At 71.5% G+C, this 21,254-nt stretch carries 18 protein-coding genes; 10 read left to right on the forward strand and 8 right to left on the reverse strand.

Features of this window, described 5'->3' with window-relative positions:
* The first annotated feature begins 5 nt into the window (after nt 1–5).
* The 3 genes from ACIQPR_RS20715 to ACIQPR_RS20725 are packed head-to-tail and all read left to right on the forward strand — an operon-like array spanning nt 6 to nt 4,079.
* The gene (locus ACIQPR_RS20715) at nt 6–1,418 is read left to right on the forward strand and encodes a class I adenylate-forming enzyme family protein (RefSeq protein WP_403650347.1); all 1,413 of its coding nucleotides are present in this window, start codon (nt 6–8) and stop codon (nt 1,416–1,418) included.
* Nucleotides 1,408–3,147 (forward strand): fatty acyl-AMP ligase, encoded by a 1,740-nt coding sequence (locus tag ACIQPR_RS20720; protein WP_403650349.1) that lies wholly within the window; start codon nt 1,408–1,410, stop codon nt 3,145–3,147. Before ACIQPR_RS20715 ends, ACIQPR_RS20720 begins: the two co-directional genes overlap by 11 nt.
* On the forward strand, nt 3,144–4,079 hold the full coding sequence (locus tag ACIQPR_RS20725) for a JmjC domain-containing protein (protein ID WP_403650351.1): 936 nt from the start codon (nt 3,144–3,146) through the stop codon (nt 4,077–4,079). Before ACIQPR_RS20720 ends, ACIQPR_RS20725 begins: the two co-directional genes overlap by 4 nt.
* A 24-nt stretch (nt 4,080–4,103) precedes the next feature.
* Here ACIQPR_RS20725 and ACIQPR_RS20730 read toward each other — a convergent pair whose 3' ends face one another.
* The 3 genes from ACIQPR_RS20730 to ACIQPR_RS20740 all read right to left on the reverse strand — a co-directional run bounded on the left by ACIQPR_RS20730 (nt 4,104) and on the right by ACIQPR_RS20740 (nt 5,994).
* Complete coding sequence (locus ACIQPR_RS20730; RefSeq protein WP_403650353.1) at nt 4,104–4,265, reverse strand: hypothetical protein; 162 nt, start codon at nt 4,263–4,265, stop codon at nt 4,104–4,106.
* 195 nt (nt 4,266–4,460) lie between these two features.
* The gene (locus tag ACIQPR_RS20735; RefSeq protein WP_403650355.1) at nt 4,461–5,327 is read right to left on the reverse strand and encodes a BTAD domain-containing putative transcriptional regulator; all 867 of its coding nucleotides are present in this window, start codon (nt 5,325–5,327) and stop codon (nt 4,461–4,463) included.
* Between the two features lie 79 nt (nt 5,328–5,406).
* Nucleotides 5,407–5,994, reverse strand: coding sequence for a LuxR C-terminal-related transcriptional regulator (locus tag ACIQPR_RS20740; protein ID WP_403650357.1), 588 nt, complete (start codon nt 5,992–5,994; stop codon nt 5,407–5,409).
* A gap of 218 nt (nt 5,995–6,212) precedes the next feature.
* Between ACIQPR_RS20740 and ACIQPR_RS20745 the strand changes: the two genes are divergently transcribed.
* Together ACIQPR_RS20745 and ACIQPR_RS20750 are read left to right on the forward strand one after the other, a co-directional pair.
* Complete coding sequence (locus ACIQPR_RS20745) at nt 6,213–6,626, forward strand: SsgA family sporulation/cell division regulator (RefSeq protein ID WP_403650359.1); 414 nt, start codon at nt 6,213–6,215, stop codon at nt 6,624–6,626.
* A 139-nt stretch (nt 6,627–6,765) separates the two neighbouring features.
* Nucleotides 6,766–8,790 carry a phosphocholine-specific phospholipase C gene (locus ACIQPR_RS20750; protein ID WP_403650360.1) on the forward strand — a complete coding sequence of 675 codons (2,025 nt, stop codon included), beginning with the start codon at nt 6,766–6,768 and terminating at the stop codon, nt 8,788–8,790.
* On the opposite strand, the gene ACIQPR_RS20755 is transcribed toward ACIQPR_RS20750, so the two are convergent.
* Nucleotides 8,780–9,805, reverse strand: a complete 1,026-nt coding sequence (locus ACIQPR_RS20755; RefSeq protein WP_403650362.1) for a Gfo/Idh/MocA family protein — start codon at nt 9,803–9,805, stop codon at nt 8,780–8,782. The genes ACIQPR_RS20750 and ACIQPR_RS20755 overlap by 11 nt on opposite strands.
* An 81-nt stretch (nt 9,806–9,886) precedes the next feature.
* Nucleotides 9,887–10,987, reverse strand: coding sequence for a chemotaxis protein (locus tag ACIQPR_RS20760; protein ID WP_403650364.1), 1,101 nt, complete (start codon nt 10,985–10,987; stop codon nt 9,887–9,889).
* Between the two features lie 87 nt (nt 10,988–11,074).
* Between ACIQPR_RS20760 and ACIQPR_RS20765 the strand changes: the two genes are divergently transcribed.
* The 3 genes from ACIQPR_RS20765 to asnB all read left to right on the forward strand — a co-directional run bounded on the left by ACIQPR_RS20765 (nt 11,075) and on the right by asnB (nt 15,920).
* A complete protein-coding gene (locus tag ACIQPR_RS20765; protein WP_403650366.1) occupies nt 11,075–12,505 on the forward strand; it encodes a basic amino acid/polyamine antiporter in 1,431 nt (476 codons plus the stop codon).
* 22 nt (nt 12,506–12,527) lie between these two features.
* Nucleotides 12,528–13,790, forward strand: coding sequence for an arginine deiminase (locus ACIQPR_RS20770; RefSeq protein ID WP_403650368.1), 1,263 nt, complete (start codon nt 12,528–12,530; stop codon nt 13,788–13,790).
* Between the two features lie 288 nt (nt 13,791–14,078).
* Nucleotides 14,079–15,920, forward strand: coding sequence for an asparagine synthase (glutamine-hydrolyzing) (gene asnB, locus ACIQPR_RS20775; RefSeq protein WP_403650370.1), 1,842 nt, complete (start codon nt 14,079–14,081; stop codon nt 15,918–15,920).
* On the opposite strand, the gene ACIQPR_RS20780 is transcribed toward asnB, so the two are convergent.
* A complete protein-coding gene (locus tag ACIQPR_RS20780; protein WP_403650372.1) occupies nt 15,909–17,513 on the reverse strand; it encodes an alpha/beta hydrolase in 1,605 nt (534 codons plus the stop codon). The genes asnB and ACIQPR_RS20780 overlap by 12 nt on opposite strands.
* 307 nt (nt 17,514–17,820) lie before the next feature.
* Between ACIQPR_RS20780 and ACIQPR_RS20785 the strand changes: the two genes are divergently transcribed.
* Nucleotides 17,821–18,489 (forward strand): chaplin, encoded by a 669-nt coding sequence (locus ACIQPR_RS20785; RefSeq protein ID WP_403650374.1) that lies wholly within the window; start codon nt 17,821–17,823, stop codon nt 18,487–18,489.
* Nucleotides 18,490–18,569: 80 nt separating this feature from the next.
* Here ACIQPR_RS20785 and ACIQPR_RS20790 read toward each other — a convergent pair whose 3' ends face one another.
* Together ACIQPR_RS20790 and ACIQPR_RS20795 are read right to left on the reverse strand one after the other, a co-directional pair.
* Nucleotides 18,570–19,088 (reverse strand): GNAT family N-acetyltransferase, encoded by a 519-nt coding sequence (locus ACIQPR_RS20790; protein WP_403650376.1) that lies wholly within the window; start codon nt 19,086–19,088, stop codon nt 18,570–18,572.
* A gap of 25 nt (nt 19,089–19,113) precedes the next feature.
* A complete protein-coding gene (locus ACIQPR_RS20795; RefSeq protein ID WP_403650378.1) occupies nt 19,114–20,043 on the reverse strand; it encodes a LysR family transcriptional regulator in 930 nt (309 codons plus the stop codon).
* Between the two features lie 201 nt (nt 20,044–20,244).
* Between ACIQPR_RS20795 and ACIQPR_RS20800 the strand changes: the two genes are divergently transcribed.
* Complete coding sequence (locus ACIQPR_RS20800) at nt 20,245–21,156, forward strand: SDR family oxidoreductase (protein WP_403650380.1); 912 nt, start codon at nt 20,245–20,247, stop codon at nt 21,154–21,156.
* Nucleotides 21,157–21,254: the final 98 nt, after the last annotated feature.

Consider the following 21,254-nt stretch of genomic DNA (forward strand, 5'->3'; position numbering starts at 1 on the left):
GAACCATGAAGCCCTACCTGTGGGACCCGTGGGCCACCGCGGCGACCGACCCGGACCGCACGGCCGTGATCGCGGACGAGGAGGAGATCACCTACGGCGAACTCGTCGGCCGCGCCGACGCCTTGGCCAGCGGACTGCGCGCCCGGGGGCTGCCCGACGGCGCCACCGTGTCGACCGACATCCCCACCGGGCCCGCCTTCTTCGCGCTGGCCCTCGCCGCGCTGCGCCACGGATACGGCCTGTTTCCGATCGACCCCGACCTGCTCGAACTCCCCTTGGGAGCCTCCCTGTTGGACTCGGTGGCCACGACCGCGCACATCTCCGCGGAACCGCGGGAGGGCGGCCCCGACCCGCTCCGTCCGGTCTGGACCGACGCGGAACTGACGACGCGTCGGGCCGACCGCGTGCGCGCGTCCGGGCTCCCGCCCGCCGCGGGCCGCCTGGTCTTCGCCACCTCCGGCACCACCGGACTGCCCCAGGCCGTGACCCGCGCCCGTCCACGCAGGCCCTACCGGGGCGTCGCGGTCGTCGAACGCTACGGCGCCGGAGCCGGCCGGGGCCCGCATCTGATGGCCAACCCCACCTACCACCTGGGCACGCTGGGCCCCGCCCTGTACGCGCTCCAGGCCGGCAGCACGGTCGTCGTCCAACGGCACTGGTCCCCGGGCGCGTTCGCGGAACTGGCCGAGCGCCACCGCGCGGACAGCGCCATGCTCAGCCCGGACCGCCTGACCGACGTGGTCGAGGCGGGCGAGCCGTCGTACGACCGCTTCCGGGTGCTCTTCCACGGCGGGGCCGCCTGCCCGCCCTCGGTCAAACGAGCGGCCATCGGCCTGTTCGGGCCGGTCCTGCACGAGTACTACGGCACCTCGCAGGGCGTTCTCACCGAGATCACCACGGCCGAGTGGCTGGCCAGACCCGGATCGGTCGGGCGGCCCCTCGCGGGGATCCGGGTCGAGATCACCCGGGACGGCAGACCGCTGCCCGCGGGGGAGACCGGGGACATCGACATCCGGCCGCGAGCCGCCGACCGGGACCCGTCCGACGGGGACGTGCTGAAGACCGGCGACGTGGGCCATGTCGACGACGAGGGCTACCTGTTCGTCCTCGGCCGCGCCGAGAGCCCCCGGGGCATCCGGCTGGCCCGCCTAGAACAGGACATCCGGCTGCTGCCCGGGGTCACCGACGCGGCCGTCCTCGACGGAGCGGACGAGGTACCGGTGTGCTTCGTGGAGCACCGAGGCGGCAGCGTCCTCCAGGACCCGCTGCCCGCCATCGAGGCCACGGCCGACATGCTCGAACTGTCCTGCCCGCAGGTCGTGTTGGCGGCCCCGGGCTCGCTGCCGCGCACGCCCAGCGGCAAACTGCGGCGGGCCGCCCTGCTCGACCTGCCCCGGAGCGCGCCCCATGCCGTCTGACGGCGGGGCAGCCGCACACCGCGCGGGCACCGCCGCCGGATGGCTCCGGCGGCACGCCCGGCGGCAGCCGGACGCCATCGCCCTGACCCGCTGGGACGAGGGGGGGATCGGAGACCGCCTGACCTTCGCCGAGTTGGCGCGTCTCGTGGACACGACCGTCCCCGCATTGTGCCGCCCGGGCACGGCACCCGGGGACCGGGTGGTCCTGGTGCTGCCGAACGACGAGTCGTTCACCACCGTCCTGCTGGCCGCCCTCGCCGGCGGACTCGTCGCGGTGCCCGCCCCCGTCCCGCGCACGACCCGAGCGGAGGCGTTCGAGCAGGGACTGCGCGCCATCGTCCTGGACTGCCGCCCGGCCCTGGTCGTCACCACCGAGGCATGGCGGGACACCGTCCGCCGCGCGCTGGACGGCCCGGCCATCCGCCCCGGCATCACCACCTGGGAGGAATTGCGGGCCGAGGCCATCGCGGCGCCCGGCGGCCCGCCCCGCGCCGGGGTGAGCCCGCACGCGCCCGCCTTCCTCCAGTACACCTCCGGTTCGACCGGATCTCCCCGGGGTGTGGTCGTCAACCACCGTGCCCTGCTGGCCAGTTGCCGTCAGGCGGCCTCCTTCTACGACGAGACCCCGGCCGACGTCGCCGTGACCTGGGTGCCGCTGCACCACGACATGGGCCTGATCACCGGCGTCCTCAGACCGCTGTTCACCGGATACGAGTCCGTGCTCATGCCGCCGGAACGCTTCGCCCGGCGCCCGGCGGAATGGCTCTCGGCACTCACCGCCTGCCGCGGCACGCTCTCCAGCGCTCCCGACTTCGCCTACGACCTGTGCGCGCGCAAGACCACCGACGCCGAGGCGGCCACCCTCGACCTGCGCGCCTGGCGGGTGGCGCGCAGCGCGGGAGAGGTGGTCCGCGCCGCCACCGCCGACCGGTTCACCGCGCGGTTCGCCAGCGCGGGCTTCCGGGCCGGCGGCCTGTGCCCCTCGTACGGCATGGCGGAGGCGACCCTGACCGTCACCGGAACCACCCCCGCCGTTCCGCCGCTCCGACTCGCCGTCAATGCCGAGGCGCTCCGCGCCGGCCGCGTGGACCCCGCCGGGCCGGGCGTCCCCTCCGTCGTGCTGCTCTCCTCGGGGGTGCCGCTGGCCCGTACCCGGGTACGCGTCGGCACCGGCCGGGCGGCCGAGGGGAGCGTGGGGGAGATCCACGTCCGGGGCCCGCAACTGACCGCCGGCTACTGGGGGGCGCCCGCCCGGCGGTCCCCGTGGCACGCCACCGGTGACCTCGGATTCCTGCACGGCGGCCAGCTGTTCGTCCTCGGCCGGACCGACGACGTACTCGTCCACCACGGCCGCAACTTCCACCCCGTGGACATCCTCACGGCCTGCGCGGACGTACCGGGTCTGCGGCCCGGCCGGTGCGCCGCCTTCGCCGTCCCGGAGAAGGATTCCGCCGACCGCCTGTGCCTGGTGGCGGAGTCGTCCGACGCCCCGGGCGCGCTGCCTCCCGACCAGGTGGCGGCACAGGTCCGGCGGTGCCTCGCGCGGGGCCTCGGGCTGTACGTGTCGGAGGTCGCCCTGCTGCCCAGGGGCACTCTCCCCGTGACGACCAGCGGAAAGGTCAGGGTCTCCGAGACGAGACGGCGCTTCGAGCAGGGGGCGCTGCCCGTCCTGTGGCCCGAGGCACCGCGGCGGGCACCAGTCGAGTACGAGAGGGAACGCACGCCATGAACATCGCACACGCCACGACACTGTCCCGGTGGGTCGGTGATCCCGCGGCCTTCGCCGCCGACCACTGGCGCCGCCGTCCCGGTGTCTTCACTCCCGGCGGGGGCGCGGCCAGCCCCTTCACCCTGGCCGACGTGGACGAGGCCCTCGCCACCGGCTTCCTGCACGAGCCGTACGTGGAGATGACCGGCCCCGAGGGACCGCTCCCCGCCGACACCTACTTCTCGGCACGCTCCGTCAACCACACCTCGTACGCCGGGTTCGCCGACCAGGAGAAGATTCGGGCGCTGATCGGGCGGGGCGCGACCCTGCTCATGCGCCGGGTCGACCAGTGGCACGGCCCGACCCGCGAGCTGCTCGCGGTGCTGTCGGCCGAACTCCGGCGGCCGGTCGAGGCGTTCTGCTTCGTCACACCTGCGGGCGCCCACGGCGCCCCGCTGCACCGCGACGACGCCGACGTGCTCGTCCTCCAGCTGGGCGGCAGCAAGGACTGGCGGATCTACGAGGGTCCGGCCGACGGCGACTGGCAGGAAGGGCGGGTGGAGGGGGAACCGCCCGCCGAGGTGCTGCGCACGACGGTGCGCGCCGGTGAGGTCCTGTACGTTCCGCGCGGCTTCCCGCACGAGGCCGTCGGCAGCGGTGGCCTGTCCGCGCACCTGTCGCTGACGATCCGTGAGGTCCACAAGGGGGACCTGTTCCGCAGCCTCCAGAGGCTGTCCGCCAAGGCCATGGAGGTGGAGGCCCGGCCGCTGGACGAGGCGGCCCTGCTCGCCGCCGCCACCGCCATGCTCGACCACGTCGGCAAGGCGGTGGCGGACCTGACCCCGCAGGATCTGGTGGACCACGCGCGGCGGAGCAGGCTCGCCGCGCTGCCGTCGCCGGGTGTCCCGGTCTCCCTCAGCGACCTGGGCGCCGAGCACACCGGTCACCCGTGAGCGGGTGACCGGCGGGGCCGGAGGTCACTTCTGGGAGCACGCCTCGCACTCCGAGCCCGTGCCGTTCCACAGCGACTTGGGAGCTTCCGCGACCAGTTGACGGTGGCTCGACGGGCCGGAGGACGGACGGTCCGGCGCCGCACCGGCCAGCGCGCTCGTACCGGCGCCGCCCACGAGGACCGTCAAGGCCAGCGCCGCGAACCAGCGACACAGACGCGAAGATTTATCGGTCTTGCGTAAAATCACTCTGTTGCCCGTTTCTGTGGTGTTTCCGGACTGTGCGCTGCCAGGGGTGTGCGGCGCTTCGCCATGATGGCAGTCCGCGATCAACGCCCGATCAATGCGCAGGTGGGGGCGGGGAACGGGGGCGAAGCGCGGACGTTACGGCGCGACGCTCCACTGTGCCGTGAGACCGCCCACGACCTCGGCGTCGTCGTCCAGGATCGCCTGGTGCAGGGCGTGCAGCTGCCGCCCGGGGATGATGCCCAGCTCGTCGCTCAGCAGCTGGTAGGCCTCGCGGTAGGCGGCGAGCGCGGCATGGCGCTGACCCGACCGCCACAGGGCCAGCATGAGATCGGCGCGCAGCCGTTCCTGATGCGGGTGATCGGCGACCGAGGCGAGCAGTTCGGGGATGATCTCGAAGTGCTGGCCGTCCGCGAGCTGGGCCTGGTAGTAGTTCATCAGCAGGCCGAGTCTGAACTGTTCCAGTCTGGCGGCCTCGCCCTGCATGAACAGGGTCTTGGTGAGACCGCTCAGCGGCTTGCCCCGCCACAGCTGGATCGCCTCGCGCAGGAGCCGGCCCGCCTCTCCGGGGGTGCCGTTGCGGAGCTTCTCCTTGCCGAGCTGCCCGAGCCGCCGGGAGCGCTCCAGGTCCACCTGACCTGATTCGGCCACGAGTTGATAGCCGTCGCCCGTGGTGACCAGCCGGACGTCGGTCGCCCGCCCGAAGTGCCTGCGCAGCCGGCTGACGTAGAGCTGGATGTTCTTCCGCGCGCTCGACGGCGGCCGTTCTCCCCACGTGGCCTCGATGATGTTGCCGATCGACACATGCCGGTTGGCGTTGAGGCACAGGTAGGCGAAGAGGATCTGCGGCTTCGCTCCCCCCGGGGAGACGGTGACGCCCGAGACGAGGATCTCCAGCGGTCCCAGGAGGTTCAGCTGGGTGAGGCCGGTTTCGGCCGCCGTGCCGCGGGCGGCACCGGTGCGCGGTGTTCCGTCGTTCAGCCATGCGCTGGGCGCGAACTCCACTCCAACCCCATTCTGTGAATCGGTGACACGTGATCGGCCCCTCTGCCGGACGGGAGCGGTGGCCGGGCTGTCCCGGTCCCTATTTGATGGACTCGTCGGCGACGCGCGGTGGCCAGGAATTGGGCTGGAGGATTCCCGTCGAATAGGCGTGCGCGATCAGCGCCACCCGGTTCGGTATGCCGAACTGCCGGAGCATGCGGGAGATGTGGTAGTCGACGGTCTGCCGGCTGATGAACAGGCGGGCGGCCAGGAACTCCGAGGTCAGTCCGGCGGCGGTGCCCTCCAGCACCTTCGCCGCCATCTCGCCGATGCTCGGGCCGGCGCTCGTGACTCCCTGGGCGGCGAGCTGTATGGCCACGGCCCGGTTCGGTGAACTGCCGTGCAGGGCCGTCGCGGTGAGGAGGACGTCGAGCGGCGGGGCGGACCGCCGCAGCAGTGCCGTGCGGTGGCTGAACTGGTCCAGGGTGCCGGCCAGCAGCTGGTCCAGGTGCCGGTCCAGCGAGGCGCGCAGGTCCGGTGCCACGAGCCGGCGGAACGGTCTGCCGTGCAGCTCCTCGCCCGTCCCTCCGAACTGCCGGAAGAACTCCGGACTTCCGTAGTGCACCTGCTGCCTTCGGCCGAGCAGGACCAGGACCTCTGTGTCGGTCGTCAGCGAAGAACGATTCATCCGTGCTCCAGTGGGCGGGAGACGTCAACCACCTCATGCTGGCCCACGGTGATCAAGCCCCGATCAGTGGTGGATCAGAGCGGCGCGAACCCCGGGACGTCGGAGTGACCCAGATCACATCAATTCATCGAGGGTTCCGCGTAATGCGAACGGCACCTACGAGGTCGTACAGGCACACGGCAATCCGGCCGACCTCTCACCCGCAGCGGAGACCGATCATGGACATCACGCTCCAGCAGCCCACCCGAGCCCGGCTGATCACGGCGGACGACACCGAACTCCCCGTGTCGGCCACGCTCCGCTACACGGCCTCGGACCCGCTCGCCGTGCACCTCGACTTCCCACCAGAGGTGTCCCTCGACGGCGACGGCGTCACCTGGACCTTCGCCCGGACCCTGCTGGAGGAGGGGCTGCGGCGGCCGGCCGGCAGCGGGGACGTGCACCTGTGGCCGTGCGGCCGGGCCCGCACGGTGCTGGAGTTCCACTCGCCGTTCGGCCTCGCCCTGCTCCACTTCCACACCCCGGAACTGCGCCGCTTCCTGCTGCGGACCTACGACGTGGTGGCCACCGGGCAGGAGGACATGGACGCCGTCGTCGACCGGGGCCTGAGCGCCCTGTTCGGGAGCGTCTGAGGGCGACTCGGCCGCCGGACGGCGGCTTTGACTTTTGTTCACCTCCGCCTAACCGCCCGGGTATGGACCTCGGCGATCACCCCGTGCACCCTTGCGCGCGGTGTGCCGCTCGGGCATGCCGGTGACGAGGGCGGAGCGCATGACACCGATCAGCCGAAGAGGCTTCGTGGGGCTCGGTGCGACCGTGGCGGCGGGCATGATGACGGGCACCGGCGCACGGCCCGCGAGCGCGGCACAGCAGGCGGCGACCGGCACGATCTCGGACGTGAAGCACGTGGTGATCCTCATGCAGGAGAACCGCAGCTTCGACCACTACTTCGGGCGCCTCAAGGGCGTCCGCGGCTTCGACGACCGCAGCGGCATCACCCTGAGCGGCGGCTACCCGGTCTTCAACCAGCCCAATGGCGGCGGCCGTCAGTACCCCTGGAAGCTGAGCGCCACCCCGGCCGCCGGCGGCCACGACGGCGAGACCCTCGCCCAGTGCAACGGCGACCTCCCGCACTCCTGGTCCTCGCAGCACTCCGCGTGGAACAAGGGCCGCCTCGACAACTGGGTCTCGGGCGTCGGCAACGTCCGCTCGCTGGGCTACCTGGACCGCTCGGACATTCCGTTCCACTACGCGCTCGCCGACAACTACACCGTCTGCGACGCCTACTTCTGCTCCACCCTCAGCGCGACCGGCCCCAACCGCACCTACCTGTGGAGCGGCAAGGTCGACTCCTCCAGCTACGACGGCGGTGACGAGTCCGGCCTCACCTGGCAGAGCTACGCCGAGGCGCTCCAGAACGCCGGAGTGACCTGGAAGGTCTACCAGAACGCGGCCGACAACTACGGCGACAACGGCTGCGCCTACTTCAAGAACTTCGCCGACTCCAAGGCGGGCAGCCCGCTCCACGACCGGGGCATGTCCTCCGTCCCGGCCGTCACCGGCTCCACCCCCGACGACATCGCCGCCGCCATCAAGGCCGACGTCCTCGCGGGCACCCTCCCGCAGGTCTCCTGGGTCGTCCCCAACCAGGGCTTCTCCGAGCACCCCTACGCCCCGCCCGGCGACGGCGCCCACTTCATCGGGCTGGTCTACCAGGCGCTCGCCGCCGACCCGGACGTCTTCGACTCGACCGTCCTGTTCCTCAACTACGACGAGAACGACGGCTACTTCGACCATGTGCCGCCACCGGTCCCGCCCGCCGGCACCGACGGCGAGTTCCTCAACGGAGTGCCGTACGGCTTCGGCTTCCGGGTGCCGATGGTCGTCATCTCGCCCTGGACGCGCGGGGGTTGGGTCTCCTCGGAGGTCTTCGAGCACACCTCGGTGCTGCGCTTCCTGGAGACCTGGACCACCGCCCTCGGCACTCCCGCGGCCTGCTCCAACATCAGCGCCTGGCGCCGCAGGGTCAGCGGCGACCTGACCGGAGTCTTCGACTTCGCCAACCCCGTGCACGGCCCGGTGTCCCTGCCCGCGACGAGCGTCATCGGCATCTCCACCTGCGGCCCGCTGCCCAACCCGGTCCCCACGGACAACGCCCTGCCCGCGCAGGAGAGCGGCACCCGGCCCGCCCGCGCGCTGCCGTACCAGCCGGGCGGGTACCTGGACCGGCTGGAGTTCGGGGCGAACGGCAAGATCCTCGCCTGGTTCGCGATGTCCAACCAGGGCGGCGCCGCCAGGAGCGCCGCCCATCTCTCCATCCACCCCAACGCCTACCGCGACACCACGCCCTGGCAGTACACGATCGACCCCGGCGGCACCGCCTCCGACTTCTTCAACATCGGTACCGGCTACGGCAGTGGCAAGTACGACCTCTCCATGGTCGGACCGAACCGCTTCCTGCGCCGCTTCCAGGGCGATGCCACCAAGGCGGGCAAGTCCGTGGAGGTGAGCACCCGTTACGCCGTCGAGCCGGGCACGGGCAAGCTCGCGATCTATTTCAGGATGGCCAACTCGGGTTCCGCGTCGGTGCGGTTCACCATCACCTCCAACCACTACCGCGGCGACGGTCCGTGGACGTACCCGGTCGCCGCCGGGGCGTCGGCGGAGGACTTCTTCAACGCCGTGGCGTATCAAGGCGGTTGGTACGACTTCACGGTCACCGTCGACTCCGACGCGACCTGGTCGCGCCGGTTCACCGGCCATCTGGAGTCGGGGGCGGCCAGTATCAGCGGCTGACGTCGGTGTACAGCTCCGGGCGCGGGGCGAGCTCCACGGCCACCCGGCCGCCGCTCTCCAGCGCCCGGACCCCGGCCTCCGCGACGACGGCGGACGCGTAGCCGTCCCAGACGCTCGGGCCGGTGACCCGGCCCCGCCGGGTGGCGTCCACCCAGGACCGCACCTCGCGGTCGTAGGCGTCCGCGAACCGCACGAGATAGTCGAGCGGCACGTCCTCGTGGGCGCTGCCCCGGGTGGTCACGGTCATCGCGTGGTCCTCGCCGATCCGGGCGCTGCCCGCCTCGCACACGGCCTCGCAGCGGACCTGGTAGCCGAAGCCGGAGTTGACGAAGACCTCGACGTCGACCAGGGCGCCGCCGTCGGTCTCGAAGAGCACCAGCTGCGGGTCGACCAGACCCTCCGGCGCGTTCGCCGAGGAGCGCGGGCTGAGCACCGTCACGGCCGTGAGTTCCTGACCGAGCAGCCAGCGCGCCGCGTCGATCTCGTGCGAGACGGAACTGTCGATGAGCATCGCCGAGGTGAAGTACGGCGGTGAGGACACATTGCGGTGGGTGCAGTGCAGCATCAGCGGACGCCCCAACCGCCCGCCGTCCAGCAGGGACTTGAGGCGCTGGTACTCCGCGTCGTAGCGCCGCATGAACCCGATCTGCGCCAGCCGCCGTCCGAGCCGTGCCTCGGCCTCCACCACCCGGAGCGCTCCGGCGGAGTCGGGCACCATGGGCTTCTCGCACAGCACCGGCAGTCCGCGCGCGAAGGCGGCGAGGAGTGCCTCCTCGTGCGCGGGACCCGGCGAGGCGATGAGCACCGCCTCGACCCCGGGGGCGTCCAGCGCGGCCACGGCGTCCTCGTGCACCGTGACCGCGTCCAGACCGGCCGCCGCCTCCTTGGCGCGCTCGGTGTCCGGGTCGGCCACCGCGGCGACCCGGGCGCCGCTCACCACCTGGTCGAGGCGTCGTATGTGGTCGGCTCCCATGTGCCCCGCACCCAGCACGGCCACGCCCAGCAGGTCACCCACGTGCGCTCTCCCTCTACGTCGACGATCACGCCGTAGCGTACGCCGCGGGGGAGAGGCGGCCTCTGGGGCGAGGCGGCGGGCTCAGTAGCGCAGCACGCCCGCGATGCCGGCCGCGTCGGTCAGGGTGCCGTCGGGGACGAAGCGGACCTCGGCGCCCGTCTCCAGGCACTGTTCGACGATCTCGTCCACGATGTCCTCGCGGGCGTCGAGGTCGCCGCTCTCGGCCGGGACCAGATGGTCGCCGTGGTCGTCGCGGACCGTGACACGGTAGTTCTCCTCGACGGCCAGCAGCCGGACCCGGCCCTCCCGGGCGTTCTGCCACACCTCGTCGACGCCGGCCGCGAACTCCTTGCGCCCGCGCGCCGATTCGAGCTCCCGGGTCACTGCGGCGGTGTTCTCGCGCGCCTCGCCTTCGACGAGCGGTCGTACCGCCTGCCACACCGCGTCGGGCGTGCCGTGCGCGAGACCGCCGTGCGGGACGTGCACCGCGCCCCTGGTGGCGCCGCCGACCTCGTCGAGCGCGGACAGGGCCGCCTGCTCGCCCGTGATGTAGAGCGGACGCCGGTGCTCGCGCAGCACGCGGCCCATCGCGGTGTCGGCCTCGCGCAGGAAGTGCCGGGTGTCCTCGTCGCGGAAGGTGCTCGGGATGTCGCCGATCCGCTCCTGGCGCTCGGCGTCGAAGTTGTCCCGGTGGTCGCGGGTCAGCGGGAAACCGCCCGTGCGGGCCTCGGCGACCCGGTCGACACCGCCGTTCCACAGCGTGACGCGGTCGGCGGAGACCGACAGGACCCAGAACGGCCGCTCGGAGGCCTGCGCGGAGACGAGATTGCGGGTGAGGAAGGTGTCGGAGAGCACCACACGCTCCGGCACCGATCTGGCGAGCGACCACACCTGGTGCTCACCGGGCGCGGCGAAGATCACCAGGCCCTCCTCGGCGTGCGCCAGATCGACCTCGGCGAGGGCCTGGTCGAGCTGCCGGACGACGTCGACGCGCCGCTCCCGGGGGACCGCGGGATCGGCCTCCAGCTGTTTCTTGGCCTCGGCCACCACATTGCGCAGCCGGACCGGATCCTGGGCGTTGTCGGGCTCGCGGCGATGGGTCGGGGTGAGCACGGAGACCGCGGGGTAGGGGCGCGGGCGCCGCAGTTCGGTCAGGGTGGCGGGACTCAGTGCGTGCTCCATACCAGCACGATAGGGCGGATTCACGGATGGGGCATATGGGGGAACCTCGCCGGGCAAATGGGGCAATTCATTGCTAACGTCCGTCGGGTGACGGAAGCCGCCACCACCACCGCCCCCCGGAGCACGGCCGCCAAGCTGAGCCTGCCGACGCTGACCACCATGGTGGTCGGCTCCATGGTCGGGGCCGGGGTCTTCTCGCTCCCGCGCCGGTTCGCGCAGGAGACGGGCGTGGCCGGCGCCCTCATCGCCTGGGCCGTCGCCGGTACCGGCATGCTGATGCTGGCCTTCGTCTTCCAGACCCTCGCCGTCCGCAGACCCGACCTCGACGCCGGTGTCTACGCCTACGCCAAGGCCGGGTTCGGCGAATACCTCGGCTTCTTCGCCGCGTTCGGCTACTGGGCCAGCGCCTGCGTCGGCAACGTGACCTACTGGGTGCTGATCATGTCGACGATCGGCACGATCGCCCCCGCGCTCGGCGAGGGCGACACCGTTCTCGCGGTGGTGCTCTCCTCGGCCGGGCTGTGGCTCTTCTTCCTCCTCATCAGCCGGGGCGTGAAGGAGGCGGCGGCCATCAACCGGATCGTCACCGTCGCCAAGGTCGTGCCGATCCTCGTCTTCGTCGTCCTGGCGCTCTTCTACCTCAAGCCCCATGTCTTCGCCGAGAACTTCGGTGGCGCCGACTACGCGGGCTCCCTGTTCCAGCAGGTCAAGGGCACCATGCTGGCCACGGTCTTCGTGTTCCTCGGCGTCGAGGGCGCGAGCGTCTACTCCCGGCACGCCCGCCGCCGCGAGGACGTCGGCCGCGCCACCGTCCTCGGCTTCCTCAGCGTCTTCGCCGTCTTCGCGTCGGTCACGATCGTGTCGTACGGCCTGATGCCGATGGGCGAGATCGCCGAACTGCGGCAGCCCTCCATGGCGGGCGTGCTGGAGCACGCGGTGGGCACCTGGGGCAAGGTCTTCGTGAGCGTCGGGCTGATCGTCTCCGTGCTGGGCGCCTATCTCGCCTGGACGCTGATGGCCGCCGAGGTGCTGTTCGTCGCCGCCAAGGACGACGACATGCCGCGCTTCCTGAAGAAGTCCACGGCGGCCGACGTGCCCGTGCCCGCGCTGGTGATGACCACCCTGCTCAGCCAAGTCGTCCTGATCGTCACCTACTTCTCCGACGACGCCTTCAACTTCGCGCTGGACCTGACCAGTTCACTGACGCTGATCCCGTTCCTGCTCGCGGCGGGCTTCGCCGTACGGATCGCCCGCACCCGAGTCGGCCCGGGGCGGGCCGAGCTGACGGTCGCCGTCCTCGCCACCGTCTACACCGCGTTCCTCATCTACGCGGCCGGCCTCAAGTACCTCCTCGTCTCCTTCATCATCTACGCGCCCGCCACCTTCCTGTTCGTCAAGGCCCGCAGGGAGCAGGGGCGTTCGCCCTTCTCGGCCCGCGAACTGGTGATCCTCGCCGTCTCGGTCGCGGGTGCCGCGGCCGGGATCGTCGCGCTGGCAGCGGGCTGGATCAGCCTCTGACCCTCGGAAAGGTGTGTGCACCGTGACCAGTCAAGACACCGTGGGCCGACATGAGTACGGCGTCCACTCCGAGGTCGGCCGACTGCGCAAGGTGCTGGTCTGCGCACCGGGCCTGGCCCACCGCAGGCTCACCCCGACCAACTCCGACGACCTGCTCTTCGACGACGTGATGTGGGTCGAGAACGCCCAGCGCGACCACGCCGACTTCGTCAACGAACTCCGCGAACGCGGCGTCGAGGTGGTCGAGTTGCACGAACTGCTCGCCCAGACCATGACGATCCCCGCCGCCAGGGACTGGCTCCTGGACCGGAAGATCGTCGCGGGCGAGGTCGGCCTCGGCCTCATCGACGCCACCCGCGCCTACCTGGAGAGCCTCGAACCGGCCGAACTGGCCAAGTACCTGATCGGCGGCCTCGCCACCACCGACCTCCCGGACGACTACCGCACCGACTACATCGCCCTCGCCCGCGAGTCCACCGGCGTCCGCGAATACCTGATGCCACCACTGCCCAACACCCTCTACACCCGCGACACCACCTGCTGGCTCTACGGCGGCCTCACCCTCAACCCGCTCTACTGGCCCGCCCGGCACGGCGAGACCCTGCTGATGAAGGCGATCTACACCTTCCACCCGGACTTCGCGGGCTCCCTCGTGTGGTGGGGCGATCCCGAACTCGACTGGGGGCAGGCCACGTTCGAGGGCGGCGACATCATGCCCGTCGGCAACGGCGTGGTCCTCATGGGAATGAGCGAACGCACCTCGCGCCAGGCCATCACCCAGGTAGCCAAGGCACTCTTCGACCTGGGCGCCGCCGAGCACGTTGTCGTGGCCGGCATGCCGAAGCTGCGGTCCGCGATGCACCTCGACACCGTCTTCACCTTCGCCGACCGCGACCTGGTCACCCTGTACCCGGCCATCATGGACGCCGTCCACACCTTCTCCCTGCGCCCCGGCGACAAGGGTCCGGGCATCGACATCGTCGACGAGGGCCCGGCACCGTTCACCGAGGTCGTCGCCAAGGCGCTCGGCCTGCCCGAGCTGCGGGTCGTGGAGACGGGCGGTGACAGCTACGCCTCCGAACGCCAGCAGTGGGACAGCGGCAACAACGCCGTCGCGCTGGAACCGGGCGTGGTCTTCACCTACGACCGCAACACGCAGACCAACACCCTGCTGCGCAAGGCCGGTGTCGAGGTCATCACGATCGTCGGTGCCGAGCTGGGGCGCGGCCGGGGCGGCGGGCACTGCATGACCTGCCCGATCGTGCGGGACCCGGTGGAGTTCTGAAGTACCGGCAGGGGCGCGGATGTTGATGAACTCTTTGCCCGTGGCCGGTTCCTGACGCGCGCCGCCCGGTAGGAGGCCGCCGGACGGATCCCGGGGACGCAAAGCGCGGCCGAAAGCGGTGGGGTGGCGCGGTCGTCGATGTTACGGACATGTTGACCGGCCCTGTCGCCGTGACCCACCCTCGAAATGTAGATGCTAGATACAACTGGTTCGGCCGGGGTGGCCCCGCACCGAGGAACACCCAGGTGGTACGGGCTTTTCCGGCCGGCCGGACGCGGGAGGTAACGCATGTGCGGCATCACCGGCTGGGTCTCCTTCGACCGTGAACTGCGCACCGAGGCCGCGACATTGGATGCGATGACCGAGACGATGGCCTGCCGCGGCCCCGACGACCGGGGCGTCTGGGCGCGCGGCCCCGCCGCCCTCGGACACCGCCGGCTCGCGATCATCGACCTGCCCGGCGGACACCAGCCCATGACCGCCGACACGGCGGACGGCACGGTCGCCCTCGTCTACTCCGGGGAGACCTACAACTTCACCGAACTCCGCCGCCAACTCGCCGACCGGGGCCACCCGTTCACCACCGACTCCGACACCGAGGTCGTGCTGCGCGGCTATCTCGAATGGGGCGACGCCGTCGCCGAACGCCTCAACGGCATGTACGCCTTCGCCATCTGGGACGAACGCCGCGACCGGCTCGTCATGGTCCGGGACCGCATGGGCATCAAGCCCTTCTACTACCACCCCACCTCCGACGGCGTCCTCTTCGGCTCCGAGCCCAAGGCGATCCTCGCCCACCCGCTCGCCCGCGCCAGGGTCACCCTGGACGGCCTGCGAGAACTCTTCACCATGATCAAGACACCTCGGCACGCCGTCTGGGACGGCATGTCGGAGGTCGAGCCCGGCACCGTCGTCACCGTCGACCGCACGGGCCTGCGCCGCCGCGCCTACTGGCAGTTGGAGACCCGCCCGCACACCGACGACCGCGACACGACCGTCGCCACCGTCCGCAGCCTCCTCGACGACATCGTGCGCCGCCAGCTCGTCGCCGACGTGCCCCGCTGCACCCTGCTCTCCGGCGGCCTCGACTCCTCCGCCATGACCGCCATCGCCGCCCGCCAACTCGGCGCGCACGGCGAGAAGGTGCGCAGTTTCGCCGTCGACTTCGTCGGCCAGAGCGAGAACTTCGTCGCCGACCAGCTCCGCGCCACCCCCGACGCGCCCTACGTCCACGACGTGGCCCGCGCCTCGGGCACCGACCACCAGGACATCGTGCTCGACGCCCACGCCCTCGCCGATCCCGACGTACGGGCCAGGACGATCAGGGCCCGCGATCTCCCCGTCGGCTTCGGCGACATGGACTCCTCGCTGTACCTGCTCTTCCGCGCCATCCGAGACCAGTCCACCGTCGCCCTGTCCGGCGAGTCGGCCGACGAGGTCTTCGGCGGCTACCAGCAGTTCTTCGACGAGGAGGCCCGGCGCGCCGCCACCTTCCCCTGGCTGGTGCGCTTCGGCCGGGACTTCGGGGACGACACCGACGTCCTGCGCGCGGACCTGACCGAGGCGCTGGACACCGAGTCGTACATCGCCGACGGCTACCGCACCGCCGTCTCGGGCATCCAACGCCTCGACGGGGAGAGCGACTTCGAGTACGGCATGCGGCGCGTCTGCCACCTCCACCTCACCCGCTTCGTCCGCATCCTGCTCGACCGCAAGGACCGCGCGAGCATGGCCGTGGGCCTAGAGGTGCGGGTGCCGTTCTGCGACCACCGGCTCGTCGAGTACGTCTACAACACGCCCTGGTCCCTCAAGTCCTACGACGGCCGGGAGAAGACCCTGCTCAGGGAGGCCACCGCCGACGTCCTCCCGAAGTCCGTGTACGACCGGGTCAAGAGCCCCTACCCGTCCACCCAGGACCCCAAGTACGCGGTCGCCCTCCAGGACCACGCCAAGGACCTGCTCGCCCGCCCCTCCCACCCGGTCTTCGACCTCGTGGACCGCGACCGGCTCCGCCGCGTGGCCCACCGCGACGCGCCCATCAGCAGCCAGGCGGGCCGCCGCGGACTGGAACGCGCCCTGGACCTGGCGCTCTGGCTGGACCTCTACAAGCCCGAGATCTCACTCGCCTGAGGTGGTGTCCGGCGCGCAGGAACTCCCGCTCGGCGGCAGCGAACCGTACAGCAGGAAGTCGTCGACCTTGGAGTGCACGCACTTCGAGGACGCGTAACCGGTGTGCCCCTCACCCTTGTTGTCGAGCACCACGGCCGAGGAACCGAGCCGGTGCGCCGTCTCCACGGTCCAGCGGTACGGCGTCGCCGGGTCGCCCCGGGTGCCGACGAGCAGCATCTTCGACGTGTCCACGTTCTTGACGTCGTCGCGGATGTAGTCGGTGCCCTTGGGGCGGCCGTAGCACATCAGCACCTCGGTGAGCCGGTAGCGGCCGAACACCGGTGACGCCGCCCGGTACTCGGCGCGCAGGCCGGCCAGGTCCTTGGTGATGCGCTCGGCGGTGGGGCGGTCGGGGTCGTCGGCGCAGTTGATCGCCATCAGCGCGGCGGGGAGGTTGTCGAGCGGGACGTTCTGCGCGTCGACTAGCCCGCCGCCCGACTCCTCGCCGCCGCGCAGCCCGGGCAGCCCGGACCCGCCGGACGAGAACGCCATCACGGCCCGGGTGTCACCGTCCTCGACCAGCGAGGCGATGGCCCGCTCCAGCGACGGCCACAACTGCTTGCTGTACAGCGCCTGACTGATGGCCCCCACCAGATCCTGACCGGAGAAGCCGTCCCCGAAGTCCGTCTGTACGGGATCCTGGTCGAGCGAGTCGACGAGTCCCACGACCCGGTCCGGCGCCGACCGCGCGTCCGTGCCGAACGGACACGCGATGTCCTGCACACACCAGTTGAGGAAGTCCTCCAGCGCCGTCTGCTGTCCCTCGGCGCCCGCCCGGCCCTGCTCGGACAGCGGCTCGGTGAGGGTGTCGACGCCGTCGAGGACGAACCGGCCTACCTTCTTGGGGAATTGGGCCGCGTAGACCGCGCCGAGCCGCGTTCCGTAGGAGAAACCGAGGTAGTTGAGCTTCTTGTCGCCGAGGGCCTGGCGCATGATGTCCAGGTCCCGGGAGGCGTTGACCGTGCCGATGTGCGGCAGGACCGGGCCGGAGTACTTGGCGCAGACGGCCGCCGCCTTCCGCAACTGCGTGAGGACGGCCTTCGGGTCGCCGCTGTCGATGTCCGCCGGTTCCTCGTCCGAGGCGGCCGAGCCCTGGTCGGTGCCCGCGCCGCAACTCACGGGCGAGGACTGGCCGACACCGCGCGGATCGAAGGTGACGACGTCGTAGCCGTTCGTCAGATCCATGAACTCCTTGCCGTCCGCGGCGAGTTCACTGACACCCGCGCCACCGGGACCGCCGAAGTTCAGCAGCACCGAACCCCGCGACTTCCCGGTCGCCCGATAACGGGCCAGCGCGAGATCGAGCGTCGCCGCGCCGGGCTTCGCGTAGTCGAGCGGGACGGTGACCTTCCCGCACTGCAGATCCCTGGGCGCGTCCTGGTCCTTGCACGCGGCCCACTTCACCTTCTGCCGGTAGAACCGGGACAGGTCGGGCTGCGGCCGGTCGGCGGCGCCGGCGAGCGTGGGCAGCCCCGCGCCGAGCAGTGCCAGCGTGAGGACCCCGGTGAACGCGCAGCGCCGGAACACGGGCCGCGATGACAGCCTGGCCAGCATCAATGCCTCCAAGGGAGCGCTGTGACCGGCGCCCTCGATCACGATAAGCGGGCCGCACGGGGCCCGCCTCCCGGCGGGCGGACCGGTGAGCGATGCCGTATTCTGCGCCCCTTCAATAGACATAAAAGGTGTTACGACAAATGCTTTTCGGATTGACCGGGGGTGCCGGACGGGGTTGTTACGAGTAGTTCGATAACCGTGACGCTCGATGGAGTGAAAGGCCGATAACCCATAACTCGGATGGTGCGCCCACGTTTTATTCGGTGCGGGCGACCGCCCGCGACCAAGTCTGGAAGGCAGGGAGCCTATGAAACGGGTCACCCGAAACGGAATGATCGCCGTCGCCGCCGCGTCCGGCGCCATGGCCGCCGCGCTGCCGGCGTTCGCCGACTCCGCCGCGGCCGGCTCGGCGGCCGGTTCGCCGGGCGTGGTCTCCGGCAACACGATCCAGCTCCCGGTGCACGTACCGCTGAACGCCTGCGGGAACACCGTGAACGTGGTGGGGCTGCTGAATCCCGCCGCGGGAAACACCTGTGTCAATGAGGGCGGCACGAAGAGCCCCGCCGGGCCGCGTACGGCAACCTCGGCGCACGGCGGCGAAAAGGACTCGCCCGGAGTGCTCACCGGAAACGGCGTCCAGCTCCCGATCCGGCTCCCGGTGAATGTCACCGGAAATTCCGTGAACGTCGTCGGCATCGGCAATCCCGGCGTGGGCAACCGCTCGGAGAACACCCCCGGCGAGCACCCCCACCACCCGGCGCGGCCGACCCCCCGGCCGCCGACACCGACTCCGGCACCGCCGAAGCGGCACCCGGACCCCGCTGCGCCGCCGCGCCACCCCGCACCGCCCGCCGCCGTGGCCTCGCTGGCCCACACCGGCACGGACGACCTGATCCCGGCCGCCGCGACGAGCGCCGCCCTCCTCCTCGGCGGCGCCGCCCTGTACCGACGCTTCCGCCCCGGTGCGCCCCGCTGACCCGGGCCCCGCGCCGGACCGGAAGGCCCCACCGGCCGCCCCGCCGGTGGGGCCTCCGCCGTCCGAACGACCGTGACGGATCAGGTGAGTTCGCCGCGCAGGATGCTGTACCGCACCCCGTCCCGCCACCGCCCGTCCCGGTACGCGACACTGCGCAGCACGCCTTCCCGGGTGAACCCGGCCTTCTCCAGGGCGCGTTGCTCGGCGAAGTTCTCCACCTCGGTGTCCGCCTCGACGCGCATCACCAGGGTGTGCGCGAACAGGTAACGCACCAACTGCCGTTGCGCCTCGGTCCCGACACCCTGTCCGCGCGCCTCGGGCAGCAGGGTGATGCCCATGTTCCAGTAGTGGCAGGACGGCGTCGTGGTGACCTTCCGCCAGGCGACGAACCCCACCCGCTGGTCACCCCGGACGACCATCAGATAGGACCGGTCCTCGCCGAGCAGGCGGTCCTCCGACCACTGCCGTCGCCAGCGGCGGGCGTCGCTCCAGCCGTACCACTGGAACTCCGACGCGGCCTCCGGATCGCTGAGGAAGCGCTCCATGACGGCCAGGCCGTCTTCGTCCACCGGTCGCAGCGCGATGTCGTCCGAGGTCATGCGCGACGAGTGTAGGTGACCTCGACTAACGGACGCCGTCCGGGCGTTCCTCGGAATCGACCGGGGACTTGAGGAGCGCGTGGGCCGCCCTGCGGAACGCGGACAGCAGGCGGTTGTGTTCGCCCGCCCGGGTCGCGAGGGCCACGTGGCTCGGTTCGACGCCGTGCAGGGGGATCGCGAGGATGTCGGGGCGGACCGTCTGGCCGGGGCGGACGCCGGCCGCGATGGCCACGGCCCGGCCGTCGGCGACGAACTCGAACTTGTCCTCCACGGCCCGGACGACCGGACCGCCGGGTGCCGGGCGGCCGTCCGGCCGCGGATCGATACGCCAGAACGCGGCCCACGCCGGGTCCGCTCCGGGGATCTGCGGCACGGGCTCGTCGGCGATGTCGTCCACCGTCACGGACTCCTTGCCGGCCAGCCGGTGATCGAGCGGCACGAGCACGACACGTGGCTCGTCGTAGAGGACCGTGACGTCCAACTCGGCCGTGGAGAACGGCAGTCGGGCCACCACCGCGTCCACCCGCCGCTCGAACAGGGCCGCGCGCACATCGTCGTGGGCCAGATGCACGACGTCCACCTCGGCGTCCGGATGCCGACGCCGTACCTCGCGCACCGCCGGAGTGACGAACAGGTTCGCCATGTACCCGACCGTGAGACGGCTGGGTGCCGCGGCGGCGCGGGTCTCGGCGGCGGCGTGGGCGGCGGAGCGCAACAGCCCCTTCGCGCGGGGCAGGAAGACCTCCCCGGCCTCGGTGAGTCGAGTGCCCTGCGGGGTGCGGTCCAGCAGCCGCGCGCCCAACTGCTCCTCCAGCCGACGGACTTGACGGCTGAGGGACGGTTGGGTGATGTGCAGGGCCTCGGCGGCGCGACCGAAGTGGCGCTGCTCGGCGACCGCGATGAAGTACCGCACGAGACGCAGTTCGAGGTCGGGCGCGGGAGACGGGTCCGTCATGCCCCCAGCGTACTGCCGGACTGGCCGCCCATCCCGCCGTAGACGCTTCTGATCTGCTGTGATGCCTGATGCGCATTGCTCCATGCGAAACAGGCTTTGGACCCGGAACCGGTGCCCCGCCCACGATGGAAGCACAGCAGCGACCAGTTCGACCCTCCAGTTCGACCCTCATCCGTCCGAGGAACACCGAAGGAACGCAGCATGCGCGTATTCGTCACCGGAGCGACCGGATTCATCGGCTCCGCAGTGGTCCGTGAACTGCTCGACGCGGGGCACACGGTCTCCGGTCTGGCCCGCTCGGACGCGTCCGCCGAGGCATTGACCGCCGCGGGCGCCGCCGTACACCGGGGTTCGCTCGACGACCCCGACAGCCTGCGCCGCGGTGCCGCCGCGGCGGACGGTGCCTGCCATCTGGCGTTCGTCCACGACTTCTCCGAACTCTCCGCGTTCGCCGCCAGCTGTGCCCTCGACCTGCGGGCGATCGAGACGATCGGCGAGGTGTTCGCGGGCACCGGCAAGCCCTTCGTGGTGACCTCGGGCACCCCCGGGCTCGACCGGGGCCGGGTGGCGACGGAGGAGGATCTCGCCGCCCCGGAGTCGTTCGTGTCGGTACGGCAGCCGTCCGAGGTCGCGGCGGTCGCGCTCGCCGAGCGCGGGGTCCGGTCGTCGGTCGTGCGGCTGCCCCGGTCCGTGCACGGCACGGGCGACAAGGGACTCGTCCCGGGGCTGATCGCCGTCGCCCGGCAGACGGGCCGCGCCGCGTACGTCGGCGACGGCACCAACCGGTGGCCCGCCGTGCACCGCCTCGACGCGGCCCGGCTGTACCGCTGGGCCCTGGAGTCGGCCCCGGCCGGCACGCGGTACCACGCGGTCGGCGACGAAGGGCTGCCGATGCGGGACATCGCGGAACTCATCGCCACCCGTCTCGGAGTCCGGGCGGGCAGCGTGACGCCCGACGAAGCGGCCGGGACCCTCGGCTTCCTGGGCCGTGTCGCCGCGCTGGACTGCCCGGCGTCCAGCACGCTGACGCAGAAGCGGACGGGATGGCAGCCGGTGGAGGTGGGACTGATGGCCGACCTCGAAGCGGGCCACTACTTCGACGACGCGCAGTAGGCGCGGAGCGGGAAGGGGAGTAGGCGCGCGGAGCGGGAAGCGGGGCCGGAAGTCGAGCGAGAAGCGGGGCAGGCAAGCGAATCCCGGCAGCGGTGGCA

It is taken from the genome of Streptomyces sp. NPDC091280 (assembly GCF_044768565.1).
GTDB lineage: Bacteria > Actinomycetota > Actinomycetes > Streptomycetales > Streptomycetaceae > Streptomyces.